This window comes from Butyricicoccus sp. AM27-36 (assembly GCF_003480945.1).
GTDB lineage: Bacteria > Bacillota > Clostridia > Oscillospirales > Butyricicoccaceae > Agathobaculum > Agathobaculum butyriciproducens.
Window position 1 is genome coordinate 103492 of sequence record NZ_QUJR01000001.1, and the last position, 25728, is coordinate 129219.

Genomic DNA, 25728 nt, shown 5'->3' on the forward strand with positions numbered 1-25728 from the left:
CAGCATGGAAATCATCGTTTTCTTGTCCATTGGGATTGCTGTTTTGGCTGTGCTGACCTCCATCTTTCTCGTTCGGCGCGTAAAAAAGCAAATCGCAGAAATGACCGATGCACTGGTTGATGTGAAAAACGGAAATGGCAACCGGCGTATTTTGTCTGCAACAAATGAACTGACAGCGCCTCTTGCCTATGAAATCAATGAGATCGTTGTGTCCTATGAAAGCAGACTTTCGATTGTCCGGCAGACAGAAGAAACCAATCGCCAGCTTATGACGAGCCTTTCCCACGATGTTCGGACGCCCCTTACAACCCTTATTGGGTATCTTGACGCTGCACATAAAGGGCTTGTTACAGGGAAAGATCGGGATGATTATATCGAAACCGCCCGCCGGAAAGCTCACGATCTGAAAGAATATATTGATGTGCTTTTTGACTGGTTCAAGTTAAATTCCGACGAGTTCGCTTTGGAAATCCAGCCTGTTGAGGCCGCAGAGCTGACAAGAAATATCCTGATCGACTGGATACCTATTTTTGAGGATAAACAGGTCGATTATGACATTGATATTCCCGAACAGCCTGTCCGGGTAAGATTGGATATGGACAGCTATATGAGGATCATCAATAATCTCATTCAAAATGTAATTGCTCACAGCCATGCGGGCAAAATTAAAATTGCCCTGTCAAAGCAGGAAAATCACATGGAGCTGCTGCTGGCGGATAATGGTGTGGGGATTGAAAAAGAAGATTTGAAACACATTTTTGAACGGCTTTATAAGTGTGATAAGGGGCGGTCTGAAAAAGGCAGCGGTCTTGGTCTTTCTATTGTCCATCAGTTAGTAGAAAAGATGGGTGGAAATATAACAGTTGAAAGTGTACCGGGAAAAGGAACTGAATTTATGTTGCTTTTTCCTTTGGAGATTTAAGCGGGTTCCCGTCCTTGCGGCGGGAACCCTTGTCATTTTAGCCGGATTCTAAATTGCAAGGTTAATGCAAGGTTGCGGCAAGGTTAATGCAAGGTTGGCGTGATAGAATACCTTGTAGAACAGGAGGTTTGAATATGAACACAAATTACATCATTGAAACAAAAAATCTGACGAAGCAATACGGCTCACAAAAGAGTGTGGCTGACTTAAATATCCATGTGAAGCGTGGGAGAATTTATGGTCTGCTGGGGAGAAACGGAGCCGGAAAAACCACGACCATGAAGATGCTGTTGGGCTTAACAAATCCGACTTCCGGGGAGGTCAAAATCTGGGGAAAGTCCTTGCAGGGAAACGAAAAGAAGTTACTGCCCCGTATTGGCAGTCTGATCGAGTCCCCCGGCTTTTATCCCAATCTGACCGGCACAGAAAACTTGCGTATCTTTGCCACCCTGCGGGGTGTGCCAAACAATCATGCCGTCAAAGACGCTCTGGATTTGGTAGGACTGCCCTACAAAGATAAAAAGCTCTTTTCCCAGTATTCCCTTGGTATGAAACAGCGGCTTGCCATCGCCCTTGCCGTGATGCACGATCCGGAGCTTTTGATTTTGGATGAGCCGATCAACGGCCTTGATCCCATCGGCATTGCAGAGGTACGCTCCTTTATTCGGGAGCTTTGCGACGCAAGAGGAAAAACGATTCTGATTTCCAGTCACATTCTTTCGGAGATTTCCCTGCTGGCTGATGATATTGGAATTATCGACCACGGCGCGTTGCTGGAAGAAGAAAGCCTTGCTGAGTTGGAGCAAAAAAGCAGTAAGCATATCCGTTTTACGCTCTCTGATACGGCACAGGCGGCAAGAATTTTGGAACGCAATTTCCATGAAAGCCATTTCTCCATACAGGACGATCACAATCTGCGCCTGCACAACCTGGAGCTGCCCGTAGGGAAAATTGTAACTGCCTTTGTGGAAAACGGGTTGGAGGTATCGGAGGCTGCAACTTCAGAAGAAAGCCTTGAAGATTACTTCAAGCGTGTGACGGGAGGCGAGGGAATTGCTTAAACTGATTAAATGTGAATTTTTGAAATTGAAACGCAAGCCGCTGGTATTTATTTCTGTGTTCCTTTCCACCTTGCTTCCATTGGCTTATGCTATTTTTCTGGCAGATGCGAACACGGATGTGGATGCTACGAACAATATGATGTCCGGTCTGTTTCAGCTCAGCGCATATCTTCTTTTGATGCCGCTTCTTGTGATACTGGCTTCCAATCTGTTATTTGAGGAGCTGGACAATGATACTTTGAAAAATCTTGTTACCATACCGGTAAATAGAACCAAGCTGGTACTTTCTAAGATGATGGTTTTACTGATATTTGCCATTGGTTTTATGGCGGTTGGAGCGTTGGTAAATCTTGCTGTTTTGCTGATCCAGGGATGGAATCCGGTGGGATTCTGGAAATTGTTTCAGGTAGGGATAGGAGAGGGAGTGATTATGTGGGTCGGCGCGCTCCCCTGTATTTTGATAGTTGTCCTTCTTGATAAAAACTATATCATGTCGGTCGTGATAACCTTTTTCTATACTATTTTGAATTATCTTCTCACCAACAACGATGCTTTTCTGACACAGCCCTTTGGTCTGAACGCAGGAACACTGCTTCCGGGGCCGTTGGCGTTTCGCTGGACATTCCAGTTTTATGATTATGGCAGCATCAGCGAAGAGCTGGCAGAGCTGCTGGAACGGATAAGCCCGTATTTTTTGAATGATATACAGGTGTTCGGCGTGGCATTTGCGGAAGCCGCTGTATTTCTTGCGCTGATAGCGATGGTTTACCGGCGTCGTGAGATTTAAGGGGGTGTGATTATGTGGAATTTATTAAAATCGGAATTACTGAAACTGCGCCGGTGTCAGATCCTTTGGGTGGGGGTGGTGGCGCTTGCACTCTGTCCGTTGGTGCAATATGGAAGCCAGTTGATTGTTGAGCCGGAGTATCGAAATCCAAACTATGATTTTCCCATGCTTTTTGCGAATGTTGTATGGGGCAATACCCAGATGTTTTTCCCGATTTCACTGGTGATGATCGGCAGCTGGCTGATTGACAGAGAATCCACCCATGATACGCTGAAAAACATCATGACAATTCCTGTTTCTATGCCGGACGTGTTAGGGGCCAAGCTCTTCTGGGTTGGTATTCTTACGGTTCTGTTGGGAATTTACAGTGTTGGCGTTACCCTAATCACTGGACTGGCGGTTGGATTATCGGGACTGACAGCGGAAGTATTTTTTCATGGCGGTACACAGATCGTGTTAGCGGGTCTGACGACCTATATGGTCTGTATGCCCCTAATCCTGATTTTTGGACAGATCCGAGGGGCATATCTGGGAGGTTCCATTCTGGCGTTCTTCCTTGGATACAGCATGTTGTTTTTCAAAGGCGGCATTCTTGCCAGCATCTATCCGTTTTCTGCTGCACTGATTTTAGTGGGCTTTGACATGAGTGAATATGCCGGAACAACCACAGCCCCGAACCCTTTGCTGGCGGTCATTGGGGTTGGCATCATGGTTCTCTGGGCTGTGCTTTTATTAGTGATGTCCAGCAACAAAAAAGAAATGAAAGCCCGTAAACAGACAAAGGCCAAGGGAAGAGGAAAGCGTGCTGTACGCAGGAAAGGAAGGTGATACCTGTGAAGAAAATAGTTCTATCACTATGCCTGATACTGTGTGGTGTCTCTATACTTTCCGGTTGTACAAAAGATGAAGTTCTCGATCAGTATAATAATATTGTGCAGTCTGCTGGTTCCATAGCGCTTACCGGAAATTCGTCCTTACAAGGCACGAAAGAAAAAGGGATTGATGATTATACCGGATGCTATACAGCCGACTATGAGAATTTTTCAGATACAGAGTATTTGTTTGGGGGAACTTCTATAAAGCGAGAAGCTGGTAAGGAGTTGTCTATTGATTGCACTTTGGAGGTTACGGAGGGAACTGCAAAAGTATTTTGGATTTCTGGATCTGATGAAGCAGTCACTTTGCTTGAAACAACCGGAACATATAGCGATACAATTACACTCCCTGAAGGCGGAAACTATATCGGCATTGAATGTGAGGATTTCACGGGAAGTATTGAATTGAATGTTGAATAGCATTCAGGCAATAGGAAAATTAAGTCATTGTATATTATGTATGTTCAAGGGAGGGATATATGGGAAAAATTTTTGTACTGTCGGTAACAGACCATGAAGAATATATACTTAGCAGAATTATGGAGATTATTGCGGCTGAGCCAGAATTTGACCATATTGTGTCATCCCACCCTCGTAATATTCTTGTTTTTCCAGGCTTGGAGCTTCGCCTGAAGGAGAGAACGGTACATCGAAACGGTGAGTTGATTTCTATGACCCATCGGGAATTTGCAACATTGGTATATTTGGCAAACCACCCATCCTGGGTATTTTCTGCCAGCCAGATCTATGAGGCTGTGTGGAATGCGGATGGTGAAAACTGCGGAACAGCCGTTGCCAGCGTCATTGGTCAGATTCGCAGAAAACTAACTCCGGATATGCCGAAAGCGGGCTATATTCGTACTGTTCTGGGGAGTGGATACAAATTTGAAGTTCCGCAGGGTATGGCAGAATAGTGGGATTTTTTAATTCAACTGCACATACCTATGTAACTACAAAAAGATTTAATATATAGTCAGCACCGCCGCAATCGTATAGTTTGCGGCGGTGTTTTTAATGTGTTCAACATGGCAAAAAGCCATTGTATGTATTTGTATTTTTATTCTTGTGCAGAAAAGTAGGCTATCCTATAATTAAAAAAGAAAAATATTTGGCTGGGACATTTCTGTAACATTTAATGTTTAGAATATCAGTATGATCGGAAAATTGGGAAAGGAAGTGAAGGCTTTGAAGAAGATTTTAATTGTAGAGGACGATCAGCTTTTGAATCGGACATTGGCATACAATCTGACCTCTGATGGATATGAGGTCATTTCGGTTTTTAATTTTGACAGTGCGGTAAGGAAGCTGCGGGAAAATGAATTTGATGTGGCACTGTTGGATATTAACCTCCCCGATGGCAGCGGACTGGATCTGTGTGAAGAAATCCGGAATCGTGGTCAGCATACCTATATCATCTTTATCACAGCCAATGATAAGGAGAGCGATATGCTCAAGGGCTATGAAGTCGGCGGCGCGGATTATGTGACCAAACCATTTTCTGTGACGGTGCTTTGCAAAAAAGTAGCGGCGGTTTTTGCAAATCTGGAACTGCGGACACCCCGGCATGATCTGTTTGATGATGGCTTTCTGAAAATCGACTTCTCCGAACAAAGTGCGTCCCTTGCCGGAGAATCCCTGGACTTTACACCGAAGGAATACCGCACCCTGTTCCTGTTCGTAAAGAACCCCCGGATTATTCTGACCAAGCGGCAGATTTTAGAGAAGCTGTGGGACATTGATGGAGACTTTGTGGATGAGCATACTCTAACGACGATCATCAGCCGTATCCGCAAAAAAATCGAAACAGACGAGAGGAAATATATTAAGACAGCTTATGGAATGGGCTATCAGTGGATCGGCGGTGAGCCTCGATGAAACTGCAAAATTTATCTGTCAGGGCATTTTTGAGAAAAATTGTGGCGGGGACTCTGCTCACTGCCGCTTTGCTGCTGTTGATTTTTTTCCTGTTGACGAAAGATGTGCGTGTTGTCATCTGCGGCATTATTTTGACAGCTGCATTTTACATTTGGGGCATGGTTTTTCTGCACTATTTTCAAAAGAAACTTTCTCTGTTCACCGATGGTTTGTGCCAGACATTGGATCACATGATGGACAGTACAGACCGGCCCCAGGTAGATTATGAAGCGGAAACACTGTTGTCCCGGATCAGCCACCGTCTGGAACGGCTCTATAATGTGATGCAGAAAACCAGACATACGGCAGAGGGAGAAAAGGAAGAACTGCAATCCCTGGTATCAGATATTTCCCACCAGACCAAAACTCCCATCGCTAATTTGAAGCTGCTCAACGACACCATGCTGACACGGCCATTGACAGAAGAAAAGCGCAAGGAGTTTTTGCAGGCCACAGGCACACAGCTGGATAAACTGGATTTTCTTATTCAGGGAATGGTGAAAACTTCCCGTCTGGAAACGGGTGTCATTACGCTGGAGAAACAGGATGCTGTGATCGGGGATACGCTGGTGAGCGCCATCAATGGTGTTCTGGCGCCAATGGAACAAAAAGAGATCAGTCTGTCGGTGGACTGCCCATCTGATCTGACAATATCTCATGACAGCCGTTGGACTTCCGAAGCATTGTTTAACATTCTGGATAATGCGGTAAAGTACACCTCTGCCGGTGGCAGCATCCAGGTGAGGGTACGGGATTGGGAAATGTATTTGAGGATAGATGTGACGGATACAGGCAGAGGCATCCCGGAGCATTCTCAGGGCACGATCTTCAAACGCTTCTATCGGGATGAAGCGGTGCATGATATAGATGGGGTCGGAATCGGCTTATACCTTGCCCGTGAGATCATTACCATGCAGGGGGGCTATATTACCGTCGAGTCTAAAGTTGGGGAAGGATCAACTTTTTCCGTGTTCCTGCCCATAAAATAATTCTGAGGCAGTCTGTTTTGGCAGGCTGCCTTTTTTGAAAAATTTTTAGAGGACAATGGATTTTAGGACAATTCTGCAACATTTGGGATTTATGCTGACAGCAACATCATGAATTTGGAGGTGGCCTTATGGAAATCACAAAGACATTACTCATCAATGCAGCTTGCTTGCTGATCCCGCCGGTTGTTGTTGTGCTGCTGCTCCGGCACTTCTTTCCAAGAAAAATTAGATGGTCGGCTGGTGTGGTGGCTCTGGTAGATCTGGTGATCTTCTGGACAGATATTTTTTATTATGAGAGCGTTTGGCTGACGCTGTTTTTTGTTGTAATTCAGTTAGCAATGGTTTTGCTTATATCTATCTGGCTTTATAAAAAAGACACACGAAAATGAATTGTCCTAAAATTGAAGCAATTCACCCTTAAACTGTTGAGCCTTTGGGATATTTCTGCAACATTTGGGGGTTAGGATGACAGTGAAAGGAGTGGATGACTATGACATTACCATTTGAAAATGATACTAGCCGGATTGTCAAAAAGTATGCCAAGCACAGTATCAGTCAAAGCCGGGTTAAAACATTTTTATCTGTTTTGACCATCGCGTTGGCAGTTGCCTTGCTGTCTGGCTTTGCTTTGTCTGTGATTGGGATGGAAACCGAAGCAAAACGAGAATTGCTTGTGTCAAGTCAGATGTTATATCACAATCTGAACGATGAACAGATGCAGACCCTGCGGCATGATGAAAGAATTTCGGATTCAAAGATATATATGCAGGCGGCCAATACGCAGATTGAAAACTATCTGGTGATCCCTGTCTATATCGAGCAAAATAACAGCCAAATCGTTATGGATGAAATTGTGGAAGGACAGTATCCCATAGACCTTTATGATGTAGCTGTGGATAAGGCATATTTGGAGCAACTGGGGCTTCCGGTGGAGTTGGGGGTAACAATCACAATCCCGTTTTATGATGGAAATACGGAAAACTTTACTGTGGTAGGCCTTACAGACAGTGGTTCCACAGAACGGGTCTACTCCCTTTTCTGTTCCAAACAATATACAGAAGCGGGAAGCCAATTCCAGCATTCTGTAACAGCGCTGGCTGTTCAATTTGCTCATGCGGATGAAATGTCCAAGCAGGTATTTGAAGCCATGACCAAGCAGATTGAAGCTGACTATGGTATTCCAGCGCAAAATTCTGATCCGAACGATGGTTTTCTTTCCTCTCTGGAGCCGAATTGGGAAGATATTCAGATTGTTATGATCTTTTCTTTTGCTGTACTTTTTGTTAGTTATTTGGTGATTTACAGTATTTTCTATATTTATGTGCATAATCAGGTGCGGGAATTTGGGCAGTTGCGTACAATGGGAACAACTGCAAAACAGATTAAGAAAATTCTTCGGGTACAAGGTAGGATTTTCTGTGTTTATGGTACAGCTTTAGGGCTGGTAATCGGTGGGATTGCAGCTTTTCTGTTCAAGCCAAACGGATGGAGCTGGGGTAATACCGCAATAACCAGTATTGTAATTTTCCTTCTTGTCTATGGCATGATATGGCTGGCTATGAGCAAGCCTGCAAAAATTGCAGGCAGCATTTCACCGATCGAGGCAGCAAAAAACACCGGATATGAGAGTTTTCCTGCTGTTTCAAAGAAACTACATCGGAAAATCACCCCTTTTTCACTGGCTATTATGGGAAGTTCCCGCAACCGGAAAAAGTGGATTGTAACTGTTCTTTCGTTAGGTATTGCAGGAATCATGTTTATGGGCGGAACAACACTCCTTTCTTCTCTGGATATGGAGCGCCTTGCAAGACATGGGCTTTTAGAATATGGAGAATTTGAAGTTGAGCTTTCCCGAAATGCGATCAAGAATGACCCGCATGGACAAACTGGAGTCCAGTTAAAGAATCCTTTGAATGAAGATTTGATACAGACCATTGCGCAGATGGAGGGGGTTGCAGAAGTTTCGGAATATAAAACATTAGAGGCAAAATTTGAATACAACGGAGTGACTAAAAAAGAAAATATTACCCCATTCACACCAGATCAGCAGGCCCTCTTGGAAAAATATTTGGTGACTGGCACGGCTGATTATTCAACTATGTCTGAAAACCATGAGATTCTGGTGTTGCGAAATGAATATGCAGACTACATCTACGACTGGACATTTCATGTTGGAGATACGGTGAAGTTCCGCTGGTTTGATGGGATACGGGAGCAGGAGACAGAGTTTAGAATTGCTGGAGAAATCAGCGATGGTATCTTTGAAGATGATGGTGGAGGTAAACTTTTTGGAAAAACAGGATTTTTCCTACTGCCAGAAGAACTAATGAATCAAATGATGCCATCTGGCTTTAACTTCAACAGTCAGTTGCTGGTTCGTATGGATGACCTTTTACAAGAGCCAGCCCTTCGGAAAACTATGAATGATCTGCTTGATACCACACCGATGGTAACAATGGAATCTCTCTATGACTACTATCAAGACAGCGAGGCTATGTATCAACGCACCAGCCTTGTGATATGGGGGCTGTGTGGATTCATCATGCTGTTTGCAGTTATCAATCTGGTAAATACACTGATTGCTACGACACTCTCCCGCAAACACGAATTTTCTGTTCTGCGCTCTGTTGGTATGGCGAAAAAGCAGTTACGGCAGACAGTACAGTGTGAAGGCATTTTGCTGGCTTTTTGGAACATTTGTATCGCTGTCCTAATTGGAACTGCGGTCGGTTATGGAATTGTTCGCTATCTGAATTATGTTGGCGACGATACTTGGGTGTGGCATTTCCCAGCAGTACATTTTGCTGGATATATGATAGTGGCAATTTTGCTTCCTGTTTTAATTGCTGCCGCTCTGATCCATCTTTTGGAGAAAAAGTCTATTGTGCAGCAGTTGAGAGAGATAGATTAAGCAATAGAAATATCCTAAAGTGGAAGCAATTCACCCTTAAACTGTTGAGCTTTTGGGATGTTTCTGCAACATTTGGGGGTTAGGATGATAGTGAAAGGAGTGAAGGACTATGACATTACCATTTGAAAATGATACCAGCCGGATTGTAAAGCGGCTGGCGAAACAGAATATGAAAGCAAACCGGCGTACATCCATTTCTATCATGGTAGCCATATTGATCGCATCAACTTTTTTGTGTTCGTTATGCACATTCGTCCAAAGCTATTGGAATCAAAGTGTGCAGCAGGAGATCGCAGCCTACGGTGATTGGGATGCACAGCTTTTGGAGATTCATGCCGGCCAGCTGGATTTGATTCAGAATAACGAAAATGTCCAGACCATCATGGTAAAAGGAGATAATCAGACCGCCTTATTGCCAGCTGCATCCGGCCTGCCCTATCTTTTGATCCAAAACTGTGATGGAGCCTATTGGGGCGGTATGCGGGAAAAGAATCTGATCCTGCGCGGACGGGTTCCCCAGGCGCCGGGAGAGATTGTGGTTGGAAAAAGCTTTTTTGAGCAGAATCCATCTGTTGAGATTGGAGACCGGCTGAACCTGGATTTGGGCGAACGCAGGAAAGGAAATACAACTGTGGATTTTCTTTCCCCCATTCAAAGCGGGGAAGAATTTGTGAAAACAGGAAAAGTGCAGTACACCATCGTTGGTGAGATTGATATGACTGTTTCCAGCGCATACAATGGCTACCCTGCGTATGGGTGGCTGGACACGACCGCATTATCGGAGGACACGGGGATCGTTGCTTATCTTCAAGTGACGCAGCCGCGAAAAGTCTATGAAATCATCCCGCAGATAGCAGAGGACATTGGCTTGCAGCCGGATGAATTTGGTGACTATCCCTTCCGTTACCACACAGCCCTGCTTGGGATGTATGGAATTTATGCGCCGGGACATTTCCTAAGCAGTGACCTTCCCAAACTTGCGCTTGCGCTCGGTTTGGTCATGGCAGCATCTATGGCGGTATTTGCCTATATCATTCGGGGCGCTTTTTCTATTTCTGCGAAACGCAAGGTAAAGGAGCTGGGAATCTTAAAATCCATTGGAATGACTCCAAGGCAGATCCACATGATGATCGTATATGAGGCGCGCTGGTTGTCTGTGCTTCCCATTCTGGTTTCCGTGGGACTTGGATACCTTTTTTCCTATGGCGTATTGGCAGCATACTCTGACCTGACGCAGGAAGTGACAGGGAGCCGGATAACCGCTTCCTTTTCCCCGTGGGTCGCAGTGGTTTCCATGATTCTTTCGTTCCTGACGGTTTGCCTGGCTGCATCTGGTCCTGCCCGGCAGATGGGAAAACTTCGCCCGATTGAAGCGGTCAAAGAAAGTTGGAGCAATCCTTCTTTGAAAAAATCAGCAAAGCATCCGATCCTGAAAAAGTGCTTTGGATTTCTTGGAAATATTTCTGCAAACTCCATGACGGCTAATAAGAGGCTGTTTCGTACCTGTACGGTAACGCTGAGTCTGTGTATGCTTTTGATGTTCAGTTTTCTGGCTGTTTTTTCCGTTTCAGATATTAACAATACAAAAGCAGAACAGGACAGCCACTTTAATGTCAATCTTACAATGGAGTCTGGTCAGAAAATAGAGCCAGCGCTTATGGAGGAATTGAAGCAGCTGCCTCACATAGAGGAACAGGCCACCTATACAATGGCGAACTGTGCGCTCTGGGTTTCAGAAAGTGAGCTGTCGGAAGAATTTCTTTCCTCTGGAGGATTTGACACAAAAGCGGCTGGCGAGTATGTAGCAAAGCGCGATGGCTGTTACCGTATCCCATGTGTATTGATCGGTTTGGAACAGGATGCCTATGAAGATTATCTCATGCAGTCAGGGGTGACTTATTCTGAACAGGGTGCTGCGCTCATTGTCAATTCTGTTGTGAAAATCCTGACTCCAGAGGTTATGAAGCCAAAAAAGATATGGTTCCATATCTAAAACTCAAAGAAGGTCAATCTTTAGAAGTAACAGAGAAGTTTCTGGACTCCATTCAGGGGGATTACCGTTTTGATGTGACGGTATCATCTGCACTTTCTGAAATGCCGGAGATTGGGCGTAATATGGCCTTTTATACATTGCCCATTCTGGTGCCGATGGATCAATACTATGAGATTATCCAGAATTTCGGAGAAGATCGTGCAGTTTACAATTACAGGACTTACATGAATCTTCTCGTGGAAGATGGGCTGGATGCCGAAGTACAGGCGCAGGCAGAGCAGATCTGTGGTACTTATCTGGGGACGAGTGATTTCTATACCTCCAGCAAGACACAGCGCGCTTTGGACAGAGAACGGCTGACCGATGCGACCATGCTGATCGTTTACAGTCTGACTGCACTATTTGGTATCATTGGAATCTCATCGGCAGCAGTGGCGATCCTGAACAGTCTGTATCAGAGAAGAAAGGAATTTGCCATGCTGCGTTCTGTGGGGTTGGATAGAAAAGGTCTTGACCGTTTACTGCATATAGAAGGGTTCTTCCTTGGAGGAAAACCTTTGGTCATTGGATTGCCGATTCTGTTTTTGATTGTCGCAGTTTTGATGTGGATGCAGGATGTGACTTTTATGGAGTTCATTCAGGTATTTCCGTTATTAGGGCTGGCAGCCTATATTGTTCTGGTACTAATGGTCATCAGTGGGATTTACAGGGCGGCTTCCAGAAGAATCCGCAGGGACATTATTGTAGAAGCCTTAAAGGATGAAAATGTGTGAGTCTTACTGCAAAATGAATTGTCCTAAAATTGAAGCAATTCACCATGGATTTTCATGCCATTTAGGACAATTCTGCAACATTTGCCCTTTACTCTTTACTCAACAAATTAAAGCACACTTATAACAGGAGAAAACACCATGAAAAAAATCAATTTTTGCAAAGCAACAACAATCATTTTAATAATCAATGTTATTTTATCTATTGTTTTATTTTTCGTTGTTCCTGATAATATAGCAATTCAATGGGCAGGTACATCCCCCAGAAATGCAGTAGATTCTTACTATATATTTTTAGTACCGGTATTGTCAGTGCTTTTTGCTTTTGCTGGAAAACCTATTTTTACAAGGTTCCTGTTTAGATTGTGGAATAGAACTAACGAGTATTTAGTGGCATACCTAAATTTGTGTCTGCAAGTTGTATTTCTTACTTGTGAAATCTATATCGGGTTATATAACTTATGTAATTTTAATGTTGCCATTAGTATAATTCTCATTGTGGAATTTATGATAAATGTGGTGATTGGATTGAAATTATTTCACAATCAATCTATCTAAAAAATCGTGTAGTATGTTTCGGCGGACAGTTATTTCTGGATGCCCGCTGTAAATTTTTTTGAAATGTCCGAGCGTTGTAACATTTCTCGGACATTTGGGTTTTATAATGATCTTATCAACAAAAGCAAGCGTATACATGAAGCAATGCAATAAAAAAGTTGCTTGTTCAATAAGAATATGAATTGTCCTAAAATTGAAGCAATTCACCATAGATTTTCATGCCATTTAGGACAATTCTGCAACATTTGCTCTTTACTCTATACTCAACAAATTAAGAAAGGCAGGTAACTGTTATGAAAATTTTGCAGACAACTGATCTTAAAAAATACTACGGCACAGAGCCGAACATTACCCGCGCCCTGGATGGCGTGAACTTCTCTGTGGAGGAGGGCGAATTTGTGGCGGTGGTCGGCACTTCCGGCTCCGGTAAGTCCACCCTGCTTCACATGATGGGCGGTTTGGATACCCCCACCTCCGGCAGCGTGATGGTGCGGGATAAGGAGCTGGCGAAGATGAACGACGAGCAGCTTACCATATTCCGCCGTCGCAATATCGGCTTTATTTTCCAGAACTACAATCTGGTGCCGATCCTAAATGTTCATGAGAACATCGTTTTGCCCGTGGAACTGGATGGGGATACGGTGGATCAGAAATTCATGGCGGATGTGGTGTCCATGCTGGGACTGGAGGATAAGCTGAAGAATATGCCAAACAACCTCTCCGGCGGCCAGCAGCAGCGTGTGGCTATCGCCCGCGCTCTGGTGTCAAAGCCCGCTATCGTCCTTGCCGATGAACCCACTGGAAACCTGGACAGCAGGACCAGCGCCGATGTGTTGGGGCTTTTGCAGAGAACGAGTCGTGAATTTAACCAGACGCTGGTGATGATCACACATAATGATGCCATTGCCCAGCTTGCAGACCGTATCGTGCGGATTGAGGATGGCAAAATCGTTGGATAAAGGAGGTGGCAGACATGACATTGCCTTTTGAAAATGATACAGGGCCGGTCATTAAAAAATTGGCGTCACGAAGCATTCAGACAGATAAGCGGCGCAACCTGTTTGTGATCGTAACGATCGCTCTGGCAGCCGCTTTGATGGCAGCGATTTTTTGTGCAGGAGCGGGAAGTGACAGAAAACTGGAGGCGGACATTCGGGGACAGTATCAGGCGGTTGTGGTGAATTGTGACCGTGATACGATTGAAAGACTGAAAGACTGCCCGGAAGTGGAACGCTGGGGCCTTTCCCAGAATTACGGTTCTGCCCGCTATGGTGACAGCGTTCTGACTGTGGAGTATGCGGATGCCAACTGGATGGAATTGGGTAAGAAGCCTTCCTTTACTGGGACACTTCCGCAGGCTGCCAATGAAATTCTGGTAGAACGGGCATTTCTTGATTATTTTGAAATCCCCGCAGAAGTCGGGCAGACCATAGAAGTGAATCTTGGAAACGGAAAGCAGACCTATACCGTCAGCGGTATCATGGATGTGGAGAATGACTCCCGTATGTTCCAGCTTTATGTATCTGAAGCATTTGTGGAGGAGATGGCGCAGGGAGAGCCGCTGTTTGAATTTCGGCTTCGTTATACTGGTGCTGATAGTATGGAGCTGGAGCAGCTCAAGGCGGATATTGCAGCATTCCTTTCTGCCAACGATGTCTCAGAGGATCAGATTTTTTACAGTTCCAACTATTTCGATATGCAGGGCTTTAAGTCCGGTGTGATGAAATATTACATTCCCGTGGCAATCCTTTTGCTGGTTGCCTGTGCCGTGGTCATTTACAGTATCTTTTTCATTTCCGTAAAGGGCAAAATGCGGGAATATGGACGCCTGAAAGTGATCGGCACAACACCAAAACAGATCCGGCGGATCGTGCGGCGGGAGGGATTGCTGTTATCTCTTTGCGGTATCCCACTGGGGCTTTTGGTTGGAGGGGCTATCGGGTTTGCTATTTTCCCGGCACATTGGAGCTGGATGGGCAATCTGCCCTATCTGGCTGCGACCGCAGCAGCCTGCGCCCTGACGGTATTTCTGTCCATTCATGCGCCTGTCCGCATGGCGGCGAGGGTATCCCCAATCGAAGCGGTCCGCTCCAGTGGTTATGAAACGGCAACAGACCGGAAGGATCAGAAAAACCACCGCATTACGCCGTTCTCCATGGCACAGATGAACTTTAGGCGGAGCAGGAAAAAGACGGTCATCACTCTGGTATCTCTGGGATTGACGGGTGTGTTTCTGGTAACAGCCGCTACGGTACTCAACTCCATCAGTCCCGAAAAGATGGCGATAGAAGCCATGGGAGATCACTGCAACTATGAGGTCAGCTGGATGGATTCGGGAGGCGCGGAAGGATTGCCTGCCATCGCGCGTGAAAATCCATTGACAGAAGAACTTCGTCAGGAGCTTCTTGCCATAGATGGTGTGGAATCTATCACCAGCCATGAAGTAACATCCGCAACGGTGAAATTCCCCCAGGAAAGTGTTGCATTAAAGTTCCCTGTATTTGACAGAGAGCAGATGGAACAATGGCTGCCGGAGGAAAATCTGGAACAGGGCAGCGTAGATTATGAGGAGCTTGCCGCAAACAACGGTGTGATCGTGACTGATTCGGAAGATCATCTTTTAAGTATGTTTTATGGCTATACGCCTGCGGTCGGGGATGTGCTGACCTTTGAATCCATGGACGGTAAGGCCATAGAAGTAACGGTCATGGGGATTGCGAAACCGTCAGTAACATCAGGCACCGGCGCATGGGGCCTGTTTACCCTTACAGAAGAACTGGCCGATCAACTCTACCCGGATATTGAGAACAGGGAGGCCGTTTGGAATGTCCATACCTCGGAGGACTCGGATGCGCTCAGGGCGTCTATTTTCAGCCTGCTGGAAAATCCGGTGCTGACGGTCTTTTCCAGAGCAGACCATGCGGCATCCCTGGAATCGCAGCTAAAGATGATGACCCGCGGTGTTTATCTGCTGCTGGCGTTCCTGTTTGTGTTCTCCATGGTAAATCTGGTCAACACCCTGATGACCAATCTGCTGGCAAGGCAGCAGGAGCTTGGGATTTTGCAGTCTGTGGGAATGACCGGAAAGCAGGTTTCCCGTATGCTGATCGCAGAATGCCTGTGGTACGCAGGGGTTACGGTATTTTTGTCAGTTGGCATTGGCGGAATCCTGGGCTGGATTTTTGACTATGTGATCAGCAGCTTTAATATTTTTGGGGAACTGTCCTATCAATTCCCTTTGATGGAAACGGTTGTTTTTGTTCTGGCACTTTTGGTCGTGACCGGAATTTTCTCTGTGGTTGCTGTCCGTTACTCTAAACGGCTTTCCCTTGTAGAGCGGATCAAGACCATGGACTAACCAGAAGCGGCGGCTTCCGATGTGAAGCCGCCGCTTTGCTGACAGCAGAAATATAAGACTTAAAGGAGATGATCAAAATGACAGTACCATTTGAAAATGATACAGGAAATATTGTCAGGAAACTGGCAAGAAAAAGTTTGAAAAGCGAAAAACGCCGGAATTTGATGGTGGTGATCGCCGTTGCGCTGGCATCCTGTCTGATCTGTTTTTCGATTGTGATGGCTTTGTCTACCCGGCAGATAGAGAAAAATCATGTGGAGGATACTTATGAGGCGGTCTATACCAGGATTACTGAGGAAGATGTGTCCACCCTGAAGGGGCTGGATGACTTCTCAAGGGTAGGAGAGTATTATATGCTGGCTGTGGAACCTGCGGAGCAGGGATACAATGCCTCCTATATCTATTGTGATGAGGAAACGATGTATATTGCCCGTGACCAGATGAAGCTGCTGGAAGGCCGACTGCCCCAAAAGGAGGATGAGGTGGTGGTGAGCCGTTATTTCCTTTCCAACTATGCTGCAGACGCCGGGATTGGCGAAAAGGTTATGCTAAGCAGCGAGAGCTTTCACGGAGAATACACGGTGACTGGCATTATGGAAGGCTATAAGGAAAAAGAGGTAAATGGATCTTCCATCCTTCTTTCCAAAGAAGCCCTGAAAGGATGGAGCGGCTATGACCCCGCTGATTATCGAGCCTATGTGCATTTTAAGAATGAGCAGCAAATGGATGAAACAGAGCTGACTGCCCGCAGCAGGGAGATTGCCAAGGAATATCAGCTGGAAATGCCGATCATGAACCTCAGCTATATGAAGTTCTATAAGCAGCCTGTGAATGTCAGTATGCTGGCGCTGGTTGCCGGAATTGCAGTTCTGGTCATCATCGGAGGGTATGTTGTGATACAAAGTATCTTCCGAATTTCTATCAATGATAAAATCCAAAGCTATGGACAACTGCGGACCATCGGCACAACGCCAAAACAGATCCGCCGTATTGTCAAAAAAGAAGGCCGTTTCTTAGGATGGGCTGGCATTGGTATCGGTATTTTGCTGGGATGTGCAGCCGGGTTTGCACTGTTTCCCCGTGGGTTTAATCTGCTATTTTATGCAGCCGCGATTGTTTTGACTGCACTGCTTGGCTGGTTTATGGTATCCATTGCGATCCGCAGACCGGTAAAGATTGCCGCCAGTATCTCCCCGATTGAAGCAGTCCGCTTTACCGGCAATCAGAGCGGAAAGGCCCACACACATAAGAAGAATATGCGGTTAAATCCCCTCTCCATGGGAATTGCAAATTTCAGGCGTGACCGCAAAAAGACGATCAGTATCGTGGCTTCCCTGAGTCTGGGCGGGGTGATCCTTTTGGTGACAGCTTCTATTCTTTTGGTTCGTTCGCCGGAGCGGATCGCAAGACAGTATTTCCCGGATGGGGATTATAAAATCTATATCCATTCTGAAAAAACAGAATATGAGGTGATGTCAAAAGGAAATCCTTTGAATGAAGCGCTTCGGCAGGAGGTGCTGGCCGTGGATGGCGTAACAGATGTGATAGAAAATCGTCAGGCGGTTCATGTGCGGTTTGAAAATGAGGAAAGTTCTTCCGGCGGAATGTGTGATCTGTTGAGTGACCGAAACAGGGATCAAATGGAAGCGGCGCTTGTGTCCGGAACTTTACCTCAAGATTCCCATAGTATTGCACTTGATATGGATTATGCAGAAGATATGATCGGTGTAGATGTGGGGTCAGTTATCAAACTTACCATAGGGGATCAAGAGATTCCTGTCACTGTTTCCGGTCTGCTCATAAACGATGGGCTTAAAAATGGTCATGGTCCTCTGGCATTGGACAGCACCTGCATTGTTGCAACCAAAGAGCTATTTCAGGAAGCAATGCCTATGATCGATTGTTTTGATTATTCCTGGAGCATTGTCAGCGATCCCCAAAAGGCGGAGCAGATTGAAAACAGTCTGAGTGCGATCATTTCTTCCAATCCGGATCTTGACTTGGATACCATTGGGATACATAAGGATTATGAGGAAATGGAAAACAGGGTCGTTTTTGGAGGTTTTCAGGCGCTGTCCTGGCTGGTGTTCCTCTTTGGCGTGGTCAATCTCATCAACACCACCCTCTCCAATCAGATGTCCAGAAAGAGGGAAAACAGCGTCTTTCGCGCCATCGGTCTGACCAGAAAGCAGCTCTGTCAAATGACCATCTATGAGGGAATTTGCTATGCGTTTTCTGCTGCGCTGGCAACTCTGGCAGTCGGCCTCCCGATTGCAATGATAGCTGCTCGAAAATTCAGCGAAATGACTTTCCATGGAGCGATCATGCCATATTCCTTCCCCTTCCTGCAAATGGGGCTGTTCGTTCTGGTGCTGTTTGGCCTGGAGGTCATCCTGTCCTTCTGGACAATGCGCAGGCAGAAAAATCAATCGCTTGTGGAAGAAATGCGAGCGATGGAATAAGCATATAGGATCGGCGGGGCGGCGTGTGCTGCCCCGCTTTTTAAGTTTGCTGTTATATTTTGGATCATTATTGACTTCTATTACGGTTAGTGATATATTTATTACAGTAACCGTAATAAGGAGGCAGGTGTTATGCGAGACAATGCGAAAGGCGGTGCGCTCACAGAGGTGACATTCTTTATTTTGCTCTCCCTTTATACCCCGAAACATGGATATGCTGTTATGCAATTTATTGAAGACAATACAAAAGGGCGGCTCACGCTGGGGGCAGGTACTTTATATGGTGCGTTGAACTCGTTGCAGGAAAAAGGCTGGATTGCACCTTTTGGAGATAGTGCGGGACGGAAAAAAGAATATCTCATTACAACGCAAGGAAAAGAAATTGCAGAAAAGGAGCTGATAAGGCTCAATGAACTTGTAGGCGTGGCTAATGGAATTATTGGAGGTGCGGTATGAGCAAAAAGTATTATCGTTTCTTTGGCGGTTTGTTGACTGCCCAGGAACATTGGCTGAATAAAATGTCTGAAAAGGGCTATCGTCTGATTCGGGCGGAAAAAATGTTGTATGAATTTGAGGAGTGTAAACCGGATCAGGTAAAATACTGCGTGGAGTTTATCGGGCAAAAATCGAAGGCCAACGCATCCGATTATCATGAGTTTTTAGAGGGGATGGGTTACAAAGTATTTTATAAAAACATCAACCTGAACTACTCTGTTGGTAAAGTACGCCTACGGCCATGGGCTGAAAAAGGCGGACGCATAGCAACAAATGCCACCACCTTTAATCGGGAACTGTTGATCGTAGAAAAAGATAATGACGGTAAGCCGTTTGAACTTCATACTTCTTATGAGGACAAGGAAAACTATTACAGAAATCTGCGTAATCCGTGGTTGCTGATATTGCTCATGTTCGCAATATTTGCGGTTGCAAAATGTTCGGTAGTTTTTGGTGTGCTTGCCCTGGTTTCTCTGATTCCTGTTCTCGTATATCAAACCCAGGTTATGCAGAACAAACGCGAAGGTAAGACAAAAGAATGGTGAGGTGTTTATATCATGAATGAACGAGAAAAAACAATCCGATTATGGTTTGATATGTGGCTCAATCAGCAGGATATGGGCATTGATGATATTTTTACAGAAGATGTAATCTATACAGAAAGCTGGAGTCCCCAGTATAACAACCGAAAAACAGTAAAGCATTGGTTTCAGGAATGGAATACCCGTGGCAAGGTGGTCATTTGGGAAATCAAGCAATTTTTTCATAAGGGAGATCAAACGATTGTGGAGTGGTATTTCAAAAATGAAATGAACAATGGAAGTATAGAGGAATTTGATGGAATCTCGCTGGTTGAATGGACAGAGGATAATAAAATAAAGGCATTAAAAGAATTTGGGTGTAATCGCAATACCTATAATCCATACCAGGAAGGCGATACCCCTCAATTCAAAGCAGAAAAAGCGAATTGGTTTTGAATTGAGTGCTTATGGAGGTAAAATATGATGTATCGGACAGAATTAGTAGAAGGAATTACCGTGGAAAATGTAACAGAGAAAATCAATGCAAAAATAGAAGAAATGGAAAAGGAAAGCTATCGACTTGTTACGATGTCTTTTTGGGGAACCGAAAGAGCTGTACTGGTTTTCAAAAAAGGGTTAAAGGGTAGTTTGCTTTAACACATAGTTTGCTTTTGAACTGTCGTCTATGGTGCGTTGACAGACTGGTAATCTCGACTATTCGTTAAAGGACTTTATTGTGGACTGTTCGAGCAAGCCATTGGGCTTTGAGGTGACAAATATGAAAGTATTGGTCAGTGCCTGTATTATGGGAGAGAACTGTAAATATAATGGGAAAAACAACAAAAATTCAGCAGCTATCCATTTTTTAAAAGATAAAGAAGTGATTTCTATCTGCCCGGAAGTATTAGCAGGAATGGAAACTCCCAGACCCTGCGCAGAAATTGTGAATGGGAGAGTAGTTGATGAAAACGGAAATGATGTTAGTTTAGAATATAATAAGGCAGTGGCAGTTGCATTATCGAAAATTCAGAATGAAGAGATTGATTTAGTTATATTACAATCCAGAAGCCCTACCTGTGGTGTTAATCAGATATATGATGGTAGCTTCACTGGAAAGTTAGTTTCTGGAATGGGTTTGTTTGCAAAGGCATTAAAACAAAAAGGATATCATGTCATTGATGTTGAAGAAATATAAGTTTACCATTTTTCATTTGTTGAGGGATAAGGTTCCTAACGCATTAAGGCTGCATTTTTATATTCGCCTGATGCAAATGTCAATGGGAGCATGAGCGACTATATCATAGAATATTATTTTTTCACGGAGGCTGATATGAAAGAAAAAATATTGATAATAGAAGATGATCCGTTGATACGGAATGAATTGAAAACGCTGCTGCAAAGCAATGGCAATGAAGCGGCGGCTCCGGAAGATTTTTCTGATGTGATTGATCGGATCAAAGCCGAACAGCCACACTTGATTTTACTGGACATCAAGCTACCGGGAACCAATGGCTTTTCTCTCTGCACCGAGGTTCGCACATTTTCCGAGGTGCCGATTATTTTTGTGACAAGCTGCAACACGGATATGGATGAACTGAATAGCATCATGCTGGGCGGAGACGCTTTTATCACGAAGCCCTATAACACAGCAGTCCTGCTTGCGAAAATTGCTTCTCTGCTGAAGAAAGCCTATCCCGCACAGCAACGGGAACAGATCGCCTATGGAGATGCGGTGCTGCATCTGGAATCCAGCAGTTTGGACTATCATGGACAGAGCGTAGAACTTACTAAGAACGAATTGAAAATTCTCTATTACCTGTTCAAGAACGGAGGGAAAATCTGTTCTCGTGGAGATATGATTGAGTATTTGTGGGACAATCAGCTATATGTGGATGACAATGCTTTGAGCGTCAATATCAACCGCATCCGGGAAAAACTGGCGGGCATCGGTCTGACGGATTTTATCAAGACAAAGCACCGACAGGGGTACACGATATGAACAGCAGACGATATTGGAAAAACAGGCTGCCATTTCTGCTGACGAACCTTGTTTGTATGGCTGCACTCACTGTATTTTTGCTGGTGTGCGGCAATTCGGTTTCCGCAGTAGTATTGATCCTGATTGTATGGGCATTGGTTTTGCTGATGGGACTTGTCCTCACTTACTGGAAACGAAAGCGGCAGATGAAAAAACTTCTGGATATGGCAGAGCAGCTCTCTGAGAGATACCTTATTTCCGAAGTGATGGAGCTGCCGGAGCAGGCTGAGGATCAGGTTTACTATCAGCTTTTGAAAATGGCTGGAAAATCCATGTTGGAGCAGATCGGGGAGGTCGAGCGGGAACGCCTGGAGTACAAGGAATACATTGAACAATGGATTCACGAAATCAAAACGCCCATTACTGCCATGAAACTTCTATGTGAAAACCATCGGATGGACTGGACAAAAGAACTTCTGCTGGAACTGGAAAAGACCAATCGCTTTACCGAACAGGCTCTTTATTATGCCCGCAGTGAGCATACAGAGAAAGATTATTCTGTCCGGGAAATGGCACTGTCCCAAGTGGTGCATCAGGCGATTGCAGATAATAAATATCTGCTGCTCCAAAGTGGTATGCGTCTGGAGGTGGAGGAAATGCAGGACACGGTTTATTCAGATGAAAAGTGGGTGCGCTTTATTCTGAACCAACTGATTGCCAATGCGGTCAAGTATCGTACGGAACAGCCGGTTCTCCGCATTTCTACTCATAAACGGCAGGATCAGGTTGTTCTTGTCGTGGAGGACGATGGAATTGGGATTGCTGCGTCCGATCTGCCCCGTATCTTTGAAAAGGGATTTACCGGTCAGAATGGTCGTATGGTCCAGCAGTCCACAGGCATTGGCCTGTACCTATGCAAACGGCTTTGTGAAAAGCTGGGCATTGGCATTACGGCGGAGTCGTCGGAACATGGCACAGCAATTTCCCTTTCTTTTCATATTAACTGTTTGATTCATGAAGTGCAGAGCTGAGAACCGTTCTGCACTTCTTACATTTTTGTTAGAACTTTGTAAGAAAACTTGATACAAACGAAGCCGCTCTTATTTTACAATAGAGATCAGAGGTGATAACAATGAAAGAAATTTTGAAACTGGATCATATCCAAAAATATTACGGAAATAGTGGGAATGTTACAAAAGCAATTCAGGACATCAGCTTTTCCGTTCAGGAGGGGGAATTTGTAGGAATCATGGGAGCATCCGGTTCCGGCAAGACCACCCTGCTCAACTGTATTTCCACCATTGATACCGTCAGTGCGGGACATATCTATCTGGATGGAACCGATGTGACGGAAATCAATGAAAAACAGATTGCCCGGTTTCGCCGGGAAAATCTTGGATTTGTGTTCCAGGATTTTAACCTGCTGGACACGCTGACCATTTCGGAAAACATAGCCCTGGCGCTGACCATCAACAAGGTTCCAGCAGGCGAGATTGATGGACGGGTGCGGGAAATGGCCGGAAAGCTGAATATCATGGATATTCTGGATAAGTACCCATATCAGGTGTCCGGCGGCCAGAAGCAGCGGTGCGCCTGTGCCAGAGCCATTATCAATCAGCCTAAGCTGATTTTGGCGGACGAGCCTACCGGCGCATTAGATAGTCATTCGTCCCAGATGCTGCTTTCTACGATCCAGAGTATCAACGAAGATCTCGGAGCCACAATCCTGATGGTGACACACGACGCTTTCTCGGCAAGCTATGCCAATCGTATTCTCTTTATGAGGGACGGGGCGATCTTTACGGAAATCCGTAAGGGTGGTGATTCCCGCAGGACTTTCTTTGAAAAAATCCTGGATGTCCTCACCATGATGGGAGGGGGCATGAGTGATGTACGCTAAACTCATTTTCAAAAATGCAAAGCGGTCTGTGAAGGACTATTTGATTTATATTGTGACCATGACACTCTGTGTCACCCTGTTCTATGCGTTTTTATCTATCAGCAGCACCCATTATCATCCGACCATTGGTGCGGAATATAATATTTCCCTGCTGGCTGGAGGTATGAAACTGGCAATTTGCGGGATTAGTCTGCTTCTTTTGTTCCTGATCCACTATGTCAATCGTTTCATGCTGAGAAAAAAACAATCGGAGTTTGCAGTTGAGGCAACCTTGGGAATGGAGCAAAAAACCATAGGACTGCTCTTTTTTGGAGAGACTTTTTTCCTGCTCATATTCTCTGTGTCGGTGGGAATCCTTCTGGGGATGATCGTTTCTCAGGTCATTACGGCTATGCTGCTTGCTTCTTTTGGGGAACCCTACGCTTTTTCTTGGTCTTTTTTTCCAGATACTGTGCTGCTGACCGTGGGCTTCTTTGTTGTTTGTCAGATTCTGGTTGGAGTCGGGAATGTCAGAATTCTCAACAAAAGCAGGATTATTGAACTTATGACGGCAAACCGTCAGAATGAAAAACCGCTTCATAAAAGCAGATGGATGCCGATGATCTGTATTTTCTATGGCATTATGCTGCTGTGGATGCTGGAGGTAGGTGCTGTAAAATATCATTTTTACTTCGATCCCAGACATCCGCTTCCTGTAAAGCTCATGTATTGGGGGAATGTCCTTTTCCCTGCACTGACGCTGCTTTGGGCAATCGCAGGTGCTGTTTTACACAGAAAAATAGGATTTTCCCGATATCTTTGCGGGCTTCTGGCTGGTGCTGTATTGACCGCTATCCCGATTTTTTCCATCGCAGAACTGGAAAAAGCCTACTTCCTTGGATTTGACGCCCCAACTCTGAATCAATATTTGCTGTTTGGGGTTGCGGATATTTTGTTTATCATTTCCGCAGTCATTTATTTATCGAATGCGGCGCTCCTATACTGGAAGGAGTCTAAAGTGTCCCGCAAATATCACAATACGAGTTTATTTCTGTTTGGACAGCTTTCCTCTAAGCTGGCTACCAATACGAAAACGATGACGATAATTTGTGTGACCCTGACTTTTTCTATCTGCTTGTTTGTCATTGCGCCAGTTTTGACAGGATGGAGTCTGGGCTATTTGGATAGTCGGGCAGTCTATGATATTCAAATTTCAAGCCGCTACAACGATGTTTATGAAGTGGAAAATCTTCCGGATACAGACTATGGGGAAATTACTGCGTTTATAGAACAAAACAACATAGCGATAAAGGACGATTTGACTTTTTCGGAATATCTTCCCCAAAAAAGCGACTTTCACCAGCGGGTAAAGTACGATTTTCCTCCCTTGGCAATTGCACTGAAGGATTATAACGCTGTTCGGAAAATGTTGGGATATGAACCTATTACCTTACAAACGGATGAATTTGCTACCCACTGGCATCGTGCGGCAGAGGACAAGGATATTGAAAACTACATCGCTAAGCATACCTTACTGGAAACTGACGCAGGCACCCTGAAACTCAGTGAGAACGCCGTGTTTCAGGAGCCTGTGGGGGAATCTATCTATAATCTTTATACAGATGTGGTGTATATCATACCTGACGAGATAGCGCAAGTCTTGCTTCCGGTACAGAGCAACCGATTTGTGATGACCCAATATCCGCTTCCCTTCAAAACGGCAGAAATGCTGGAACAGCTTCTTGGGCGTTCTTATCCAGAAGATCCTGATAAAGACAATCTGGCAGGATACAGTACAACTGTCCATACTACGGAAGTGAACCGTATAATCGCCCTTAACTTTATCCTAAAAGCGTCCTTGATCTATGGTGCAATTGTGCTGATGGTGATGTGTCTTACCGTGCTGGCTCTTCAGCAGCTCCTAGATGCAGAAAAAAACAACTACAGATTTTCGGTTCTGCGAAAAATGGGAGTGGAAGAGAAGGACCTGCATACTTTGGTTCTAAAACAGCTTGGTGTTTGGTTTGGGATGCCGATCACAGCGGCAATCGTTTTAGCAATGATTGTGATTGGCTATTTTCTTCAAAGTGTTTCTGCTGAAATCTCAGCTTATATTGGCTGCGGAGCCTTGATGCGGCAAATAGGTATCATTGTCGGGATTTTCGCTTTGCTGCTGAGTTGCTATTTTCTCAGTACATGGCTGCTGTTCCAGCGTTCAATTCGCAGCAACTCCGATAGCGTAAGGTGATGGGAAG

General features: G+C 45.0%; 25 protein-coding genes. All 25 read left to right on the forward strand.

The window, feature by feature from the left end; genetic code table 11:
• Positions 1 to 4 precede the first annotated feature (4 nt).
• The 25 genes from DW724_RS00435 to DW724_RS00545 all read left to right on the forward strand — a co-directional run bounded on the left by DW724_RS00435 (position 5) and on the right by DW724_RS00545 (position 25721).
• A complete protein-coding gene (locus tag DW724_RS00435; protein WP_118560424.1) occupies positions 5 to 922 on the forward strand; it encodes a sensor histidine kinase in 918 nt (305 codons plus the stop codon).
• A gap of 134 nt (positions 923 to 1056) precedes the next feature.
• Positions 1057 to 1983: an ABC transporter ATP-binding protein gene (locus tag DW724_RS00440; RefSeq protein ID WP_118560418.1), complete on the forward strand. Its 927-nt coding sequence runs from the start codon at positions 1057 to 1059 to the stop codon at positions 1981 to 1983.
• The gene (locus tag DW724_RS00445) at positions 1976 to 2770 is read left to right on the forward strand and encodes an ABC transporter permease (RefSeq protein ID WP_118760319.1); all 795 of its coding nucleotides are present in this window, start codon (positions 1976 to 1978) and stop codon (positions 2768 to 2770) included. The genes DW724_RS00440 and DW724_RS00445 overlap by 8 nt, the downstream gene beginning before the upstream one ends.
• 12 nt (positions 2771 to 2782) lie before the next feature.
• Positions 2783 to 3598, forward strand: coding sequence for an ABC transporter permease (locus DW724_RS00450; RefSeq protein WP_118760320.1), 816 nt, complete (start codon positions 2783 to 2785; stop codon positions 3596 to 3598).
• 5 nt (positions 3599 to 3603) lie between these two features.
• The gene (locus tag DW724_RS00455) at positions 3604 to 4065 is read left to right on the forward strand and encodes a hypothetical protein (RefSeq protein WP_118560416.1); all 462 of its coding nucleotides are present in this window, start codon (positions 3604 to 3606) and stop codon (positions 4063 to 4065) included.
• Positions 4066 to 4124: 59 nt separating this feature from the next.
• A complete protein-coding gene (locus tag DW724_RS00460) occupies positions 4125 to 4559 on the forward strand; it encodes a winged helix-turn-helix domain-containing protein (RefSeq protein ID WP_080908641.1) in 435 nt (144 codons plus the stop codon).
• 271 nt (positions 4560 to 4830) lie between these two features.
• Positions 4831 to 5520, forward strand: coding sequence for a response regulator transcription factor (locus tag DW724_RS00465; protein ID WP_039959333.1), 690 nt, complete (start codon positions 4831 to 4833; stop codon positions 5518 to 5520).
• The gene (locus DW724_RS00470; protein WP_118560414.1) at positions 5517 to 6548 is read left to right on the forward strand and encodes a sensor histidine kinase; all 1032 of its coding nucleotides are present in this window, start codon (positions 5517 to 5519) and stop codon (positions 6546 to 6548) included. The genes DW724_RS00465 and DW724_RS00470 overlap by 4 nt, the downstream gene beginning before the upstream one ends.
• Positions 6549 to 6676: 128 nt before the next feature.
• Entirely contained in the window at positions 6677 to 6937 is a 261-nt protein-coding gene (locus DW724_RS00475; protein WP_003501938.1) for a hypothetical protein, read from the forward strand.
• Positions 6938 to 7038: 101 nt separating this feature from the next.
• Positions 7039 to 9459: an ABC transporter permease gene (locus DW724_RS00480; protein WP_118555901.1), complete on the forward strand. Its 2421-nt coding sequence runs from the start codon at positions 7039 to 7041 to the stop codon at positions 9457 to 9459.
• 109 nt (positions 9460 to 9568) lie between these two features.
• Positions 9569 to 11452 (forward strand): ABC transporter permease, encoded by a 1884-nt coding sequence (locus DW724_RS00485; protein ID WP_227595910.1) that lies wholly within the window; start codon positions 9569 to 9571, stop codon positions 11450 to 11452.
• Complete coding sequence (locus tag DW724_RS15905; RefSeq protein ID WP_227595908.1) at positions 11437 to 12225, forward strand: ABC transporter permease; 789 nt, start codon at positions 11437 to 11439, stop codon at positions 12223 to 12225. Before DW724_RS00485 ends, DW724_RS15905 begins: the two co-directional genes overlap by 16 nt.
• Positions 12226 to 12363: 138 nt before the next feature.
• Complete coding sequence (locus DW724_RS00490; protein WP_077138744.1) at positions 12364 to 12780, forward strand: hypothetical protein; 417 nt, start codon at positions 12364 to 12366, stop codon at positions 12778 to 12780.
• Positions 12781 to 13073: 293 nt separating this feature from the next.
• Complete coding sequence (locus tag DW724_RS00495; protein ID WP_003501940.1) at positions 13074 to 13739, forward strand: ABC transporter ATP-binding protein; 666 nt, start codon at positions 13074 to 13076, stop codon at positions 13737 to 13739.
• Positions 13740 to 13753: 14 nt separating this feature from the next.
• A complete protein-coding gene (locus tag DW724_RS00500) occupies positions 13754 to 16138 on the forward strand; it encodes an ABC transporter permease (protein ID WP_050624150.1) in 2385 nt (794 codons plus the stop codon).
• A gap of 77 nt (positions 16139 to 16215) precedes the next feature.
• Complete coding sequence (locus DW724_RS00505) at positions 16216 to 18600, forward strand: FtsX-like permease family protein (protein ID WP_050624151.1); 2385 nt, start codon at positions 16216 to 16218, stop codon at positions 18598 to 18600.
• A 132-nt stretch (positions 18601 to 18732) separates the two neighbouring features.
• Positions 18733 to 19056 carry a PadR family transcriptional regulator gene (locus DW724_RS00510; RefSeq protein WP_002578897.1) on the forward strand — a complete coding sequence of 108 codons (324 nt, stop codon included), beginning with the start codon at positions 18733 to 18735 and terminating at the stop codon, positions 19054 to 19056.
• Complete coding sequence (locus DW724_RS00515) at positions 19053 to 19640, forward strand: DUF2812 domain-containing protein (protein WP_002578898.1); 588 nt, start codon at positions 19053 to 19055, stop codon at positions 19638 to 19640. Before DW724_RS00510 ends, DW724_RS00515 begins: the two co-directional genes overlap by 4 nt.
• Positions 19641 to 19652: 12 nt before the next feature.
• On the forward strand, positions 19653 to 20072 hold the full coding sequence (locus DW724_RS00520; RefSeq protein ID WP_004841005.1) for a nuclear transport factor 2 family protein: 420 nt from the start codon (positions 19653 to 19655) through the stop codon (positions 20070 to 20072).
• A 24-nt stretch (positions 20073 to 20096) separates the two neighbouring features.
• Complete coding sequence (locus DW724_RS15735) at positions 20097 to 20273, forward strand: hypothetical protein (protein WP_002578900.1); 177 nt, start codon at positions 20097 to 20099, stop codon at positions 20271 to 20273.
• Positions 20274 to 20394: 121 nt separating this feature from the next.
• The gene (locus DW724_RS00525; RefSeq protein WP_077138745.1) at positions 20395 to 20811 is read left to right on the forward strand and encodes a DUF523 domain-containing protein; all 417 of its coding nucleotides are present in this window, start codon (positions 20395 to 20397) and stop codon (positions 20809 to 20811) included.
• Positions 20812 to 20946: 135 nt separating this feature from the next.
• Entirely contained in the window at positions 20947 to 21615 is a 669-nt protein-coding gene (locus tag DW724_RS00530; RefSeq protein ID WP_118760321.1) for a response regulator transcription factor, read from the forward strand.
• Positions 21612 to 22625, forward strand: coding sequence for a sensor histidine kinase (locus DW724_RS00535; RefSeq protein ID WP_118668495.1), 1014 nt, complete (start codon positions 21612 to 21614; stop codon positions 22623 to 22625). The genes DW724_RS00530 and DW724_RS00535 overlap by 4 nt, the downstream gene beginning before the upstream one ends.
• A gap of 101 nt (positions 22626 to 22726) precedes the next feature.
• Positions 22727 to 23494 (forward strand): ABC transporter ATP-binding protein, encoded by a 768-nt coding sequence (locus DW724_RS00540; RefSeq protein WP_118668496.1) that lies wholly within the window; start codon positions 22727 to 22729, stop codon positions 23492 to 23494.
• Complete coding sequence (locus tag DW724_RS00545) at positions 23484 to 25721, forward strand: FtsX-like permease family protein (RefSeq protein ID WP_118760322.1); 2238 nt, start codon at positions 23484 to 23486, stop codon at positions 25719 to 25721. Before DW724_RS00540 ends, DW724_RS00545 begins: the two co-directional genes overlap by 11 nt.
• The last annotated feature ends 7 nt before the right edge of the window (positions 25722 to 25728 follow it).

What these genes read in the sequence shown, in the direction of transcription:
- DW724_RS00515 (WP_002578898.1), top strand. Translation starts at nt 19,053, where the DNA reads ATGAGCAAAAAGTATTATCGTTTCTTTGGCGGTTTGTTGACTGCCCAG.
- DW724_RS00510 (WP_002578897.1), top strand. Translation starts at nt 18,733, where the DNA reads ATGCGAGACAATGCGAAAGGCGGTGCGCTCACAGAGGTGACATTCTTT.
- DW724_RS00540 (WP_118668496.1), top strand. Translation starts at nt 22,727, where the DNA reads ATGAAAGAAATTTTGAAACTGGATCATATCCAAAAATATTACGGAAAT.
- DW724_RS00545 (WP_118760322.1), top strand. Translation starts at nt 23,484, where the DNA reads ATGTACGCTAAACTCATTTTCAAAAATGCAAAGCGGTCTGTGAAGGAC.
- DW724_RS00530 (WP_118760321.1), top strand. Translation starts at nt 20,947, where the DNA reads ATGAAAGAAAAAATATTGATAATAGAAGATGATCCGTTGATACGGAAT.
- DW724_RS00470 (WP_118560414.1), top strand. Translation starts at nt 5,517, where the DNA reads ATGAAACTGCAAAATTTATCTGTCAGGGCATTTTTGAGAAAAATTGTG.
- DW724_RS00435 (WP_118560424.1), top strand. Translation starts at nt 5, where the DNA reads ATGGAAATCATCGTTTTCTTGTCCATTGGGATTGCTGTTTTGGCTGTG.
- DW724_RS00440 (WP_118560418.1), top strand. Translation starts at nt 1,057, where the DNA reads ATGAACACAAATTACATCATTGAAACAAAAAATCTGACGAAGCAATAC.
- DW724_RS00450 (WP_118760320.1), top strand. Translation starts at nt 2,783, where the DNA reads ATGTGGAATTTATTAAAATCGGAATTACTGAAACTGCGCCGGTGTCAG.
- DW724_RS15735 (WP_002578900.1), top strand. Translation starts at nt 20,097, where the DNA reads ATGATGTATCGGACAGAATTAGTAGAAGGAATTACCGTGGAAAATGTA.
- DW724_RS00485 (WP_227595910.1), top strand. Translation starts at nt 9,569, where the DNA reads ATGACATTACCATTTGAAAATGATACCAGCCGGATTGTAAAGCGGCTG.
- DW724_RS00535 (WP_118668495.1), top strand. Translation starts at nt 21,612, where the DNA reads ATGAACAGCAGACGATATTGGAAAAACAGGCTGCCATTTCTGCTGACG.
- DW724_RS00520 (WP_004841005.1), top strand. Translation starts at nt 19,653, where the DNA reads ATGAATGAACGAGAAAAAACAATCCGATTATGGTTTGATATGTGGCTC.
- DW724_RS00505 (WP_050624151.1), top strand. Translation starts at nt 16,216, where the DNA reads ATGACAGTACCATTTGAAAATGATACAGGAAATATTGTCAGGAAACTG.
- DW724_RS00490 (WP_077138744.1), top strand. Translation starts at nt 12,364, where the DNA reads ATGAAAAAAATCAATTTTTGCAAAGCAACAACAATCATTTTAATAATC.
- DW724_RS00475 (WP_003501938.1), top strand. Translation starts at nt 6,677, where the DNA reads ATGGAAATCACAAAGACATTACTCATCAATGCAGCTTGCTTGCTGATC.
- DW724_RS15905 (WP_227595908.1), top strand. Translation starts at nt 11,437, where the DNA reads ATGGTTCCATATCTAAAACTCAAAGAAGGTCAATCTTTAGAAGTAACA.
- DW724_RS00525 (WP_077138745.1), top strand. Translation starts at nt 20,395, where the DNA reads ATGAAAGTATTGGTCAGTGCCTGTATTATGGGAGAGAACTGTAAATAT.
- DW724_RS00480 (WP_118555901.1), top strand. Translation starts at nt 7,039, where the DNA reads ATGACATTACCATTTGAAAATGATACTAGCCGGATTGTCAAAAAGTAT.
- DW724_RS00495 (WP_003501940.1), top strand. Translation starts at nt 13,074, where the DNA reads ATGAAAATTTTGCAGACAACTGATCTTAAAAAATACTACGGCACAGAG.
- DW724_RS00460 (WP_080908641.1), top strand. Translation starts at nt 4,125, where the DNA reads ATGGGAAAAATTTTTGTACTGTCGGTAACAGACCATGAAGAATATATA.
- DW724_RS00500 (WP_050624150.1), top strand. Translation starts at nt 13,754, where the DNA reads ATGACATTGCCTTTTGAAAATGATACAGGGCCGGTCATTAAAAAATTG.